Origin of the sequence: Streptococcus sp. IMAU 99161, from assembly GCF_014435245.1 — a bacterium.
Taxonomy (GTDB): Bacteria; Bacillota; Bacilli; order Lactobacillales; family Streptococcaceae; genus Streptococcus; species Streptococcus lactarius.
Window position 1 is genome coordinate 1 of record NZ_JAAPAW010000038.1, and the last position, 13,254, is coordinate 13,254.

Below are 13,254 nucleotides of genomic sequence, written 5' to 3' on the forward strand. Positions count from 1 at the left end.
ACGATGGAAGACATCAAGGGACGGGCCCTCATGAAACGTGACGAAGTCGATGTCGTCCAGTTCGCCCTACCAGTCGCAGGGGATAATGATATCCAAATCATCAACAACCTCCGCGATCAAGTCCAAAGCCTCAAAGAGATGTGGACAGGCCGTACCCCAGCAGGCATCCCAATGGTGCCAGATGAGTTGACAGAAGCAGCCTTCTATGGACGTGAGGATGTAGCAACCTTGCTGGATGAAGGAAAAGTGCCACTAGGATTGGATCTGGAAACAGTTGAACCTGTGACATGGGATCTTAAGAAAGGCAACCTTCTCTATCTGACAGACAAAGAAGAGCAAATGACACAATTCGTCAAACAAATTGCCCGCAGTAAGCAAAAGGTGATTGTGTTGGCGCCATCCTACAATGAATTGCCAGAGATGGAAGGTGTAACAATTCTTTCTACGAAGGAAGATTATGTAGCTGGAATCAAGAAAATGGAAGAAAATATCCAATTGAGATTGGAACAGCAAAAATCGCAACATGAAGCAACGATTGTGCTATACAATCAGCTAGAACTTATGAATGATCTGGGTATGGATCTGCAATCTAGTCTAAACTATGTCCTTGAAAAGGGTGCGCGTGCAGGCTATGCTACAGTAGCCATGAGTGGTAGTCAGTTGAATCGAAAAATTGACGAAGTATCAAAATCTATCAAACTCTATAAACAAGCGATCGTGGCCATGCGGATTACAGACCAAAGTGTCCTAAATGTTATTAATCGACCAGTCCGTGAAGAACCACTTGATAGCCAAGTGAACTACTATGTAGAAGATGGATTTGTAAGAAAAGTGAAAGTATTAATGAAATAGAAGGGGGATGAAGTATGGGAAAAGCAGCATTGCAAGCAGACTTAAATAGATGTCTTGGGCAACTGTCAGAAGTAAATGGGAAACTTGGGAAATTAAGAGCAGCATTATCTAATCTACAAGGAGTTTCAACAGCAATAGAGTATGTTTTAGTCAGTCCAGAAAATATTAAGTCTAATTATCATCTTGCTGGTCATCCATATGATGAAGAAGCGCAAACAGAAAAAACCACAGTAGATAAGGCTGTGGAAAAATACGATGAATATAAACAGAATATGATTTCTAGATTAAGTAGTAAAATTAGTGGTTTAGAATCTGAAGCGGCATCTTTAAGAAGTGGTATAAATATGTTGAGTCAAGCAATTGCTAGAGCGAAGGAGGATTAGTATGAGTGATGATGTGATTAAAGTACATGACTTACCAGGGATTGCTCAATATAGTGAGTCAATAAAACAGTTTTCTCAATCTTTAACAACGGCGACACAGGATACGGCTAGAACATTTAACGTTAAAATAGAAGGATCGGAAGGGGAAGCGATTGCAGCCTTTTTAGGACAACTAAATACTTTACAGAATCAGGTTTTCAACCAGATCCCAGCTTTTTTAAATAAATATTCTGCTAATGTTGGGAAATTCAGCTCAGCGGTGTCAGGAGGAGGGTTCACAAAAGAAGCTTGGACAAGCGAGTCTGGTTTATCGACTGTTCAATCAAAATTGACTGGCGAACAAGTGGATAAAGTGTCAGAAGTGGATCAAAAATTGCAATCTGCATTAAATATTGCTACTGATGCATTAGATGAACCTGAAATTAGTATTTCTTCCGTAAAGAGTGGAGCGATTCTGGGCTTAAATGCAAGTTCATTAACTAGACAGGCCACACATGAACCTTTTCAACTTGCGCATGAACTGTTTAATAAAGACCTTCAAACAACAATTGAAGAAGTTTCTGCATTAAGAGGGATTGTAAATCAGGCACAAATTACCCTTAATTTAACCCCAAAGGCAGTCTTTAATATGATTACTCAAGGGTTAAAGATGAATCCAATTGATACTGTTCAAAATATTGATGAAGCAATTGCTCTTGATGCAGTTTATGGAGATGATCAAACAAAGATTTCAAAAGTAAATAGAAAAAATGTAAGAAATGAAGTGATTTTTCATATGGTTGATGGAATGTCCACATGGGTTTTGGAGAAAGATACAAGCAAGTTGGGAAACTTCTATGATGAGATTGGGAAAATGGAGCTATCAGAAAGTTCTGCTTGGCTTGACTCATTTACAATAGTTGGGCGAGTTTTAGCGCTTTCTCATCAGGCAGTGATGGGTGAAAAGTACGAGAAAGTAAATGGTGACTATAGCCAGATGAAAGAAGAATTTTCTAAAGAGAATGCAATTAATGAAATCATTGGGATTAATAGAGGGTTGTATGCGATAAATTTTGGAAAGGGCTATTATACTCCGAATGGAACAAATATTTCAGTAGAAGATCCCAAACAAGTTGGTTTTCAATTTACTAAACGTGGTACTATACGTTTTGCAATAATAGGGCAAGCCTCAGGTTATAAAATGGCAGGTTTTGAAAGTTATCTGGATGAATATGGTAGTGATTTTAAAGTTAATTCTTCACAAGTAACTAAAGATGAAATACTTAATAATTTAAAAGAGTTAGATAAAAAGGAACAAATGGCAGTTTTTGAAACTCTACGTGATATGTCGGCAGGAATCGGGACTGTGATTTTTCCTAAATATAAAGTTGCATTTGAATTATTTAAACTAATTGGGGGCGATGCGCATGATTTTGTAGAGACAAAGAGTCCTGTGGCTGCTTCTCTTGTGAAAGGTTTATCTGATTTGAAGGAGGTAGATGATGAAGAAAAAGAGCAGATAGAAAAATTAAAGATGGAAATGACAGGAAAAGGTGCATGGAAATTTGAGGGAGGAGTAGGTTTTAGCTATAAAAAAATTGTATCGGGGGATACGTATTATAAATTTGAGGTGAGTCAAAGAATTGCAGAAATGGATAATTTTGGTATGAAATTGTTTTTTGAGAAAAACAAAACTCAAGAAGATTTTAAAGAATTTGAAATGATTTTGAGGGATCCAAAAAATGGCTTAGATAATGACGTAATAAATTATGTACTTGGAAAAGAATCGAATCTATCTTTTGAAAGTATGGACAGAAAACAATTAGAACAAGTTAACGAGGCCATTGCGTTGATAGATGAAATCCAAGATGATTCGGAAGCTGATGATGGTGAAAAATATTTTGATTATTTGAAAACAAAATATAAACGGCCTATCAAGACGAAATAATGATGAGAGTAGAATAATGAAAAAAATAATGAGATTAAAACTAGTTCAAGTCCTATTTTTTGTACTCACTGTGATAGTACTTTACTTTGCTTATCAGAATTATCGCAAGCATGAACTGACTCAATTTGTCATGTGGAGTCCGAGACCAAAAATTTCAGATTATGAATTTATTGCTGATAATAAAGCAGTAGCAATTGATTGGGATAACCAAGCTGAATTAAAGGAAGCTGAAGAAGCTAAGAAATATGATCCACGTATTAAAGTAGGAAATATGATGAGAATTAGTGGAGAACGTTATATTGTTCAACAAAGTTATAAATTAAAGTCTGCATCCTATAAATATTGGGAGTTTGAGAAGGATAAAGTTCCTTTTCTAACAAGTAATATCCCAGAGAGCGGAGAGTACTGGTTGTTAGATATATATGATACAAAAGGTGGTAGAATCAAACAAAAAACCTATGATGTATTTAAAATGGTGAGAGAGTACAATAAGGAGTATATTCCGAGAAAAATTCCAGAATATAAACGTTATTTGTATACAGAACAAGGAAGAGTTTACTTGCCAATTAATATGGTTATCAGTCGAAACTCTAAGCTGAAATCTGAAATGGGACTTATTGACATTGAAGCAGGAAAAATTGTAGAGTCTACTCCATCTGGCAAGACTGCTAAATATTTGTACACTAGAGAAAAAGAATTAAAAAGTGATGCTAACTTTGAGGATATACTCAATCAAAACGACAAGCTTTCAAATCAAAGTTTTGGTTTTGTTTTTTCTATTTTTGGTTTTAAAGATAGAATACAAAAGAATCAAGACATTCCTTTAGCAAGCAAGTATCCAAAAGCATATGATATATTGAGTAAAGGTTTGTTTTCTGAATTGTATTTCCTTGGAAAAGAAGATGTTCGTTTTAAAATATCTTTTTTGAAATTAGTTGTTCCAAAAGGTGAAAACATCTTTAAGAATCTTACCATTCCCGAAACTAGTTCGAAAGATGGGAAAGAACATATCGTTCAAAGTGAAGAGGAGTTTTTAGAGTATTATCAAACAAGGTCGGAGGATGAATAATGGGAAGAAAACGAATATTACCAGAGCACATAAGAAGCATTCAAACTAGTTTTGATGATTTAAGTGGTCGATTAGAAGATAAGAGTGAATCATTGATAAAATCGTCTGCTACTCCAAATTTCTCTTCAGCAACGAATGAAGTAAAAACATTAGCTAAAGATTTAGTACCTATCATTCAGTCATTTGATGAGTATTTGAATGCTGTTGCTGATGAATTTTCAAGAGTTGATAATGAAATGGGACATGTTATAGATGGAGGAGTGTTGCAGCAGTTTGCAAATAATAAAAGTGAGACAGAAATGTTGGATAAACAACATATTAGTCAAAAAAGAATTGATTTCTATAATTCACAATTTAACGATTTCCCTGCGTAGCTCATTCTTTTAAGAAAGTAACGAGCTAAATTCTTAATGCTTTAGCTGAAAAAGAAGAGAAACAACAGAGATTTTAGAGAGAACCACGGTTCTCTCTTTTTCATCCACAATTCTCCCCACCTAGTAACGAACTTGCTCTTCAAACTAAATTTCGGTAAGATAGTAAGGAATGATGTATAAAAAATGAATAAGGAGTAACCGATGTCAAAAGAAACTTACTTACAAGTGAAAAAAGAATTTTTGATGCGTTTTGTGTTTAATCTGGGGATTGCGGGAATCGGTCTGGTATTATTGATCGTTATGATCCTTAATCAATCGCGCTATATTCCATACTTGCTTGTGGTGATGGGGATGATTTCCTTGATGAACCAAGTCTTGGTCATGCCAACAAAGACCAAGAAAGTTGCTTGTGAGAAAGAGCATCCGGAGTGGAAGGACTTGTCAGTCAAAGGCGTCAAGGTCGACTCTCAAGAGCAGTCGAAACGCTACGGAGTGAGCCTGATTGCGTTGATCGTGGTCATCGGGGCTTTCTTTGCCATGTACCATCCGACTCTTCAAGCGCAAAAAGAGCAGGAGGAGAAAGTGGAAATCCGTCAGGACTTGCAGCCAGCTGTGGAGAATATCCAAAAGCAAGAACAAAGCTCGAGAGAAGCGGTCCAGTCTCAGATGAAAGACTTGTTGCGGACACCAAGTTCCAGATCAGAAACAGAAGCAACAAGTGGAGAGTGATCCGTCTGGTAGACTTTCGTTGAAGCTGATCTTCGACGAAATACGTTGACTATTTTAGTGATTTGTGATATCATAATATTATAAAAGGTGATACCATACCTACCTAAAGTTGGCAAAACATTAAGGTAATCTTTACCTTTATAAAACGAAGAGTCTTCTGTTTCAGAGGGCTCTTTTGCTATGTTCAATTTCTACTTCTCCCTCGAATTAATCCTTAAATTGTGATAAAATAAGGGTTACGAATGTTTTTGAATGGTCTGTTTTTACTTAGAAAGTGGGCCACTCAAAAGCGAGCAAAAGAATCAAGATCAAGGGAGAAACAATGTCCAACACCTTTGAAATTTTAATGGATCAGCTGGATATGCCGCTGGAGATGCGATCTTCCAGTGCCTTTTTGCATGCGGAGATTCAAGAAGTCGTGGTGCACAAGGTTAGTCGTGTCTGGGAGTTCCGCTTTGCTTTTGCGGAAGTCTTGCCGATTGCTTTGTTTAAGGAATTGCGCCAGCGCTTGAAGGACGAATTTTCAAAGACAGGAAACCAAGCGACCTTTACCATCCAGGTGGCCAATCCGGATTTTTCTGCGGATTTATTGCAGGCTTACTATCGTGAGGTCTTTGAGGATGGGCCTTGTGCGAGTCAAGGCTTTAAGGGGCTGTACCAAGACTTGCAGGTACGTGCACAAGGGCAGGAATTGATCATCTCAGGGCCTTCTTCGGTCGATACAGAGCATTTCCGTAAGAACCATTTGCCCAACCTTGCCAAGCAGTTGGAAACCTTTGGTTTTCCGCATTTCACCTGTCGGGTGGAGTCTGATGATGCGCTGACAGAGCAGGAAGTGGCGCGCTTTGAGGAGGAAAATGAAAAGATCTTCCAAGCGGCTAATGAAGAGACCTTGCGGGCTATGGAATCCTTGGCCCAAATGGCTCCGCCACCAGCTGTTGAAGAAAAGCCAGCTTTTGACTTCAAGGCTAAGAAGGCGGCGGTTAAACCCAAGCTAGACAAGGCCGAGATCACCCCGATGATTGAGATCACGACGGAAGAGAACCGGATTGTCTTTGAAGGCGTGGTCTTTGACGTGGAGCACAAGGTGACACGGACCGGTCGAGTCTTGATCAGCTTTAAGATGACCGACTATACTTCTAGTTTTTCCCTTCAGAAATGGGTCAAAAGTGAGGAAGAAGCTCAGAAGTTCGACATGATCAAGAAGAACAGCTGGCTACGGGTACGGGGAAATATCGAAATGAACAATTTCACGCGCGACTTGACTATGAATGTCCAAGACATCCAGGAAGTCGTCCATTATGCCCGCAAGGACCTGATGCCAGAAGGGGAGCGCCGGGTGGAATTCCACGCCCATACCAATATGTCGACCATGGATGCCCTGCCGGAAGTCGAAGAGCTGGTTGCCAAGGCAGCGGAGTGGGGGCACAAGGCGGTGGCCATCACCGACCATGGCAATGTGCAGAGCTTCCCACATGGCTTTAAAGCAGCCAAGAAAGCTGGGATCCAGCTGATCTATGGGATGGAAGCCAATATCGTAGAAGACAAGGTGCCGATCACCTATAACGAGGTGGATCTGGACCTTAATGAAGCGACTTATGTGGTCTTTGACGTGGAAACGACGGGACTTTCAGCTATTTATAATGACTTGATCCAGGTCGCTGCTTCTAAGATGTACAAGGGCAATGTCATTGAGGAGTTTGACGAGTTTATCGATCCAGGCCATCCTTTGTCCGCCTTTACAACCCAATTGACAGGGATCACCAATGAACATGTCCGTGGGGCCAAACCCTTGGTGCAGGTCTTGAAGGAATTTCAGGCCTTCTGTGAGGGGACGGTTCTCGTTGCCCATAATGCCACCTTTGACGTGGGCTTTATGAATGCCAACTATGAGCGTCATGGTCTTCCGAAGATCACACAGCCAGTCATCGATACCCTGGAATTTGCCCGCAACCTCTATCCAGATTTTAAACGGCATGGCTTGGGACCTTTGACCAAGCGGTTTGGAGTGGGCTTGGAGCACCACCACATGGCCAACTACGATGCGGAAGCGACAGGGCGCTTGCTCTTTATCTTTATCAAAGAAGTCGCTGAAAAGCATGGGGTGACCAATCTCAAGGATCTGAATATCGATTTGATCGATGAAAATTCTTATAAGAAAGCGCGGGTCAAGCATGCGACCCTCTATGTCAAGAATCAGACCGGCCTTAAGAATATGTTTAAACTGGTCTCTCTTTCTGGGACCAAGTATTTCGAAGGGGTCCCACGGATTCCCAAGACCGTGCTGGATGCCCACCGCGAGGGCTTGATCCTTGGATCGGCCTGCTCAGAAGGGGAAGTCTTTGATGCGGTCATGTCGCAAGGGGTGGATGCGGCGGTCGAAGTGGCTAAGTACTACGACTTTATCGAGGTCATGCCACCGGCTATCTATGCGCCCCTCATTGCCAAGGAGCAGATCAAGGACATGGACGAGCTCCAGACCATTATCAAGAGCTTGATCGAAGTGGGAGATCGCCTTGGCAAGCCTGTTCTTGCCACAGGGAATGTCCACTATCTGGAACCGGAAGATGAGATCTATCGGGAGATCATTGTCCGCAGTCTCGGCCAAGGAGCCATGATCAACCGGACCATCGGGCATGGAGAAGATGCCCAGCCAGCGCCACTTCCTAAAGCGCATTTCAGAACCACCAATGAAATGCTGGACGAATTTGCCTTTTTAGGGGAAGACTTGGCGCGCAAGATTGTTATTGAAAACACCAATGCGCTCGCAGAGACCTTTGAGCCTGTCGAAGTGGTTAAGGGTGACCTCTATACGCCATTTATCGACAAGGCCGAAGAAACGGTTGCGGAATTGACCTATAAGCGGGCCTTTGAGATCTATGGTAATCCTCTCCCTGATATTGTCGATCTGCGGATCGAAAAGGAATTGACCTCTATCTTGGGGAATGGCTTTGCCGTGATTTATCTGGCTTCGCAAATGCTGGTGCATCGCTCCAATAAGCGGGGCTACCTGGTTGGTTCGCGTGGATCCGTCGGATCCAGCTTTGTCGCGACCATGATCGGGATTACGGAGGTTAATCCGCTCTCCCCTCACTATGTGTGTAGCCAGTGCCAATACAGTGAGTTCATCACAGATGGGACATATGGATCTGGTTTTGATATGCCGGACAAGGATTGTCCAAATTGCGGCCACAAACTCAGCAAAAATGGGCAGGATATTCCTTTTGAAACCTTCCTTGGGTTTGATGGGGACAAGGTACCCGATATCGATTTGAACTTCTCAGGGGAAGACCAGCCCAGTGCCCACTTGGACGTGCGAGATATCTTTGGCGAGCAGTATGCCTTCCGGGCAGGGACGGTTGGTACCGTCGCAGCTAAGACCGCCTACGGTTTTGTCAAGGGCTATGAGCGTGATTTTGGCAAGTACTACCGAGATGCTGAGGTCGAGCGCCTCGCTCTAGGTGCAGCTGGTGTCAAGCGGACGACCGGTCAGCACCCAGGCGGGATCGTTGTAATTCCAAACTACATGGATGTCTATGACTTTACTCCGGTCCAGTATCCAGCAGATGATGTGACCGCTGAATGGCAGACCACTCACTTTAACTTCCACGATATCGATGAGAACGTCCTCAAGCTCGATGTCCTCGGGCATGATGATCCGACCATGATTCGCAAGCTTCAAGACTTATCAGGCATTGACCCCAATGAAATTCCTATGGATGATCCAGATGTCATGGCTCTCTTTTCCGGGACAGACGTTCTAGGAGTAACTCCTGAGCAGATTGGGACTTCTACGGGTATGCTGGGAATTCCAGAGTTTGGGACCAATTTCGTACGTGGGATGGTCGATGAAACCCATCCGACGACCTTTGCCGAGTTGCTTCAGCTCTCTGGTTTGTCTCACGGTACCGACGTGTGGTTGGGAAATGCCCAAGACTTGATCAAGGCGGGCATTGCCGATCTATCAACCGTTATCGGGTGTCGGGACGACATCATGGTTTACCTCATGCACGCGGGGCTCAAGCCTAAGATGGCCTTTACCATCATGGAGCGCGTGCGGAAAGGGATGTGGCTCAAGATCTCAGAAGAAGAGCGCAATGGCTATATCCAAGCCATGAAGGAAAACCATGTTCCTGAGTGGTACATCGAGTCCTGTGGGAAGATCAAGTACATGTTCCCCAAAGCCCATGCGGCGGCCTATGTTATGATGGCCCTTCGTGTGGCCTACTTTAAGGTGCATCATCCTCTCTATTACTACTGTGCCTACTTCTCGATTCGGGCCAAGGCCTTTGATATTAAAACCATGGGAGCTGGCCTTGAGGCCGTGAAAGCTCGAATGAAAGAAATCGCTGAGAAACGCAAGAACAACGAAGCTTCCAACGTCGAGATCGACCTCTACACTACCCTTGAGATTGTCAATGAGATGTGGGAGCGGGGTTTCAAGTTTGGCAAGCTCGACCTCTATCGCAGTCAGGCAACAGAATTCTTGATCGATGGGGACACTCTCATTCCGCCATTTGTCGCGATGGATGGTCTGGGAGAGAACGTTGCCAAGCAGATCGTGCGGGCGCGTGAAGAAGGAGAATTCCTCTCTAAGACTGAGCTCCGTAAGCGCGGCGGTGTTTCGTCCACCCTGGTTGAAAAGATGGATGAGATGGGCATTCTTGGCAATATGCCAGAGGATAACCAGTTGAGTTTGTTTGATGATTTGTTCTAATTTAAAGTCAACTTGTTCAAATAAGCCGACTAAGTTTCATCTAATTAAGACTTAACAGTAAAACCAGTAGAGATGATTTTTTATGATTTTCATTTCTACTGGTTTTTAGATATGATAGAGTATAAGTAAGTTTTTATCCAAAGACTAAAACTTTAGGAAGTTATATATTGAAATTATCAAAAATGATTGCTATAAATTACTAATAATGATACTCTCAAACAAGAGTAAGCTTAACGGAAGTAGTGTTTGCTATACCTTAATAACTTTTCGATATGGAATGGAGATAAGTATGATTTTAGGTGAAACTTATAGGAAAATAAGAGAAGAAAAGGGGATTTCTATTTCTTCATTAGCAGGTGCTGAAATTTCAAAATCTCAAATATCTAGATTTGAATTAGGAGAAACAGAGATTTCTGTCTTTAAGTTATTGTATCTTCTTGAAAGAATAGGAGTAACACTAGAAGAATTTCTGCTTATCTGTAATCATTATCAACCTTCGGATTTTAATACCTTAATAGCTTCTGTTCAACAGGCTGCATATAATGAAGATGCTCAAGCATTACTAGATATGGTAGAGAAAGAAATAGAACTTTTTCATGGGACAAATTCTCATTACCATAAATTAAATGCTATTTTCATTGAAAGTATTGTTTCGGGAATGGATAAGAATCATCAATTGAGTCATCAAGACGCCTCTTATCTTACAAACTATTTATTTTCTGTTGAAAACTGGGGTTATTACGAAACGCTCATCCTTGGAAATTGCTGTCGTGTTCTATCTCCAGATTTATTATTTAGATATGCCAAAGAGGCGCTCAAAAAAGGGAAGTTGTATAGTTCTATACCTAGAAATAAACAATCTCTCATTCAACTACTTCTCAATTCTTTGATTATAATGATTGAGAACGACTTATATGAGGAATCTTTATTTTTAAAACAGGCTACGAAGAATATATTAGCGGATTCCACAGATTTTTTTGAACAAACTATTTTGCTGTATTTAGATGGATATTTGGAACTGAAATTCTATCATAATCAAAAATCACTTTTAAAAATCGAAGAAGCTTTAAAAATTTTCGAACTCTTCAATAAAACAATCTACAAAAATTACAAAGAATACTTTGAGAAACACATCATTCATTTAGTAGACTAGGCCATTTATCTATAAGGTAATAACGTGATCAAACTCTTCCAATATTTTTGGATTTTGATCATGAGTAATGATAATAACAATTGCATCTTTAATGGATAGAATGTAGTCCATCATTGCTTTGGCTTTTATTGGATCAAGGTTGCTTGTAGGTTCGTCAAATATATATACAGAATATGGTTTGACTAAAAACCTAGCTAAATCAATTCGTTGCTTTTCTCCTTCTGAAATACTTTGGCCTGATTGAGATAGACTCTTATTAAGGAAGTCTTCATTAAATCCTAAGGCTTTTCTTAATTTTTCAGTTAAATAAAGATTTCTGGATAGTTTGATATTCTCTAGGACATTTCCTTCAATCAGAAAATCATTTTTTTGCACAAATGCAATATCTTTATATAACTCCTCTGAGGGAATATCAATATTCTGTTTTCCGTTGATTTTTATTTCCCCATCATAAAGATTTTTGGAATAATAGTTTAGTATTAATTTTACTAAAGTTGTTTTCCCAGCTCCTGAAGCACCTATAATTGCATAGCGTTTGCCTTTTTTAAATTCATAGGAAAAATGATCAAATAATATTTTATTTTCAATTTCATAATGTAATTGGCTAATAGAAATGGTCGAAATGTTATCACAATCAATTGTACTTGTTTTATGGAAAATTTCATGATTTGTCTCATATAGATTTTCTTGGATATTATCAATAATGGACTTGCTACTGCTGATTAAATTTTTATTGTAAAGAATAGATTGTAATGGAGCAAAAACACCGTTTAATAATTGAATACTTGCTACTAGTAATCCAATAGTCAGTAAGTTATTTCTTACAAAAAAGATACCAGCGACCATACAGGATAGTTGAGAGCCAAAACTTAGTAAAATTCCAGTAGTTGAAGCTAAGTCTTTTAAAAATTGATATGTTTTTCTGGACTCTTCAAATTCTAAACTGATTCCCTGAATTTTTTCTTGGGTCCAGCTTTGAATATTTAATAACTTAATTTGTTCAAAACCATTAATAAAGTTTGTCATTTTTGACAAATAGTGATTATTTTGTAGAGAATAATTATTAGTTGATTTAGTCATTAACTTTCCAGGAATTTGTGATAGAAAAATCGTTATACTCGACAATAAAAGAAAGACTAATGCTAATCGCCATTCTATATAAATAATAGCAACCACACTCATGATAAGGCTCCCTAAATTTGCAATTAGAGAGATTTTAGGGATTAATAAATTTTCTTGAATAAGGTCACTGTTTTTGGTGATATTATTTAAGAAATCTGAATGGTTACGATTGTCAATTTGGTTAAACTCACGCGATAAATAATGTAATAAGAGACGCCTTTTTAGATCTAAAATAACTTTTTTTACATATTGGTTTTTAAGATAGGAATAGGAACAAGAAATTAAGAACCACAGTAAAATCGAACCTACAGAAATAGTGATATGAAAGAGTAATCCACTATTTGAATTAGATATACTATCAAGTATTCTTCCTAATTGCAGAGAGAAGAATGTCATTAAAAGAGCACTTGTCAGACTTAATAAAATGAGCAAGAAATATAGTAATTTATATTGTTTCGTAATCTGGTTCATATTTTTCACCTCTTAATCTATGATAGCAACATTATATTCTAAAACTAAAACTCAGACTGATATCTCCCATATTTGGGACGTTAATTTTATTTCTTTACTATATTTTGGCTTATAGACATCCGTTGTATATCCAATGAATTTACATTAGCCTTCTTTTTTGTTAAAACAATAGATAGAAAGAGGGTGAGAGTATGCTAAAGACGAGTATGAGTATTCGTTTGGATAGTGAGGTTAAGGAACAGGCCCAACTGGTGTTTAATCATTTAGGGATGGATATGACCACGGCTATCAACATTTTCCTTCGTCAGGCTATTCAATATCAGGGCTTACCTTTTGATGTTAAATTAGACGACCATGGGAAGTTGCGCCAAGTCGTAACGGATGTAGAGCAAAATCGGAATATGAGTCAACCCTTTGAATCAGTCTCAGACTTGATGGAGGATCTACGTGCTTAAGA

Annotated in this window: 9 protein-coding genes and 1 pseudogene; 9 read left to right on the forward strand and 1 reads right to left on the reverse strand. The window is 39.5% G+C overall.

Annotated elements, in window-relative coordinates:
• The 8 genes and pseudogenes from HA044_RS09600 to HA044_RS09635 all read left to right on the forward strand — a co-directional run.
• Positions 1–852: pseudogene (locus HA044_RS09600) on the forward strand (type VII secretion protein EssC); the annotation flags it as partial.
• Between the two features lie 14 nt (positions 853–866).
• The gene (locus HA044_RS09605; RefSeq protein WP_187540958.1) at positions 867–1,235 is read left to right on the forward strand and encodes a hypothetical protein; all 369 of its coding nucleotides are present in this window, start codon (positions 867–869) and stop codon (positions 1,233–1,235) included.
• A 1-nt stretch (position 1,236) separates the two neighbouring features.
• Positions 1,237–3,162, forward strand: coding sequence for a hypothetical protein (locus tag HA044_RS09610; RefSeq protein ID WP_187540959.1), 1,926 nt, complete (start codon positions 1,237–1,239; stop codon positions 3,160–3,162).
• Positions 3,163–3,178: 16 nt separating this feature from the next.
• On the forward strand, positions 3,179–4,231 hold the full coding sequence (locus HA044_RS09615) for a hypothetical protein (RefSeq protein WP_187540960.1): 1,053 nt from the start codon (positions 3,179–3,181) through the stop codon (positions 4,229–4,231).
• Positions 4,231–4,605, forward strand: coding sequence for a hypothetical protein (locus HA044_RS09620; RefSeq protein ID WP_187540961.1), 375 nt, complete (start codon positions 4,231–4,233; stop codon positions 4,603–4,605). The genes HA044_RS09615 and HA044_RS09620 overlap by 1 nt, the downstream gene beginning before the upstream one ends.
• 201 nt (positions 4,606–4,806) lie before the next feature.
• Entirely contained in the window at positions 4,807–5,334 is a 528-nt protein-coding gene (locus HA044_RS09625) for a hypothetical protein (RefSeq protein WP_187540962.1), read from the forward strand.
• A gap of 322 nt (positions 5,335–5,656) precedes the next feature.
• A complete protein-coding gene (locus HA044_RS09630; protein ID WP_187540963.1) occupies positions 5,657–10,051 on the forward strand; it encodes a PolC-type DNA polymerase III in 4,395 nt (1,464 codons plus the stop codon).
• A gap of 289 nt (positions 10,052–10,340) precedes the next feature.
• Positions 10,341–11,204: a helix-turn-helix domain-containing protein gene (locus HA044_RS09635; RefSeq protein WP_187540964.1), complete on the forward strand. Its 864-nt coding sequence runs from the start codon at positions 10,341–10,343 to the stop codon at positions 11,202–11,204.
• A 9-nt stretch (positions 11,205–11,213) separates the two neighbouring features.
• Here HA044_RS09635 and HA044_RS09640 read toward each other — a convergent pair whose 3' ends face one another.
• Positions 11,214–12,797 (reverse strand): ABC transporter ATP-binding protein, encoded by a 1,584-nt coding sequence (locus HA044_RS09640; protein ID WP_187540965.1) that lies wholly within the window; start codon positions 12,795–12,797, stop codon positions 11,214–11,216.
• Between the two features lie 191 nt (positions 12,798–12,988).
• Between HA044_RS09640 and HA044_RS09645 the strand changes: the two genes are divergently transcribed.
• On the forward strand, positions 12,989–13,252 hold the full coding sequence (locus HA044_RS09645) for a type II toxin-antitoxin system RelB/DinJ family antitoxin (RefSeq protein ID WP_187540966.1): 264 nt from the start codon (positions 12,989–12,991) through the stop codon (positions 13,250–13,252).
• The last annotated feature ends 2 nt before the right edge of the window (positions 13,253–13,254 follow it).

Excerpts from the sequence above, each read along its gene's own strand:
- HA044_RS09605 (WP_187540958.1), top strand. The coding sequence starts at position 867 with ATGGGAAAAGCAGCATTGCAAGCAGACTTAAATAGATGTCTTGGGCAA.
- HA044_RS09610 (WP_187540959.1), top strand. The coding sequence starts at position 1,237 with ATGAGTGATGATGTGATTAAAGTACATGACTTACCAGGGATTGCTCAA.
- HA044_RS09615 (WP_187540960.1), top strand. The coding sequence starts at position 3,179 with ATGAAAAAAATAATGAGATTAAAACTAGTTCAAGTCCTATTTTTTGTA.
- HA044_RS09620 (WP_187540961.1), top strand. The coding sequence starts at position 4,231 with ATGGGAAGAAAACGAATATTACCAGAGCACATAAGAAGCATTCAAACT.
- HA044_RS09625 (WP_187540962.1), top strand. The coding sequence starts at position 4,807 with ATGTCAAAAGAAACTTACTTACAAGTGAAAAAAGAATTTTTGATGCGT.
- HA044_RS09630 (WP_187540963.1), top strand. The coding sequence starts at position 5,657 with ATGTCCAACACCTTTGAAATTTTAATGGATCAGCTGGATATGCCGCTG.
- HA044_RS09635 (WP_187540964.1), top strand. The coding sequence starts at position 10,341 with ATGATTTTAGGTGAAACTTATAGGAAAATAAGAGAAGAAAAGGGGATT.
- HA044_RS09640 (WP_187540965.1), bottom strand. The coding sequence starts at position 12,797 with ATGAACCAGATTACGAAACAATATAAATTACTATATTTCTTGCTCATT.
- HA044_RS09645 (WP_187540966.1), top strand. The coding sequence starts at position 12,989 with ATGCTAAAGACGAGTATGAGTATTCGTTTGGATAGTGAGGTTAAGGAA.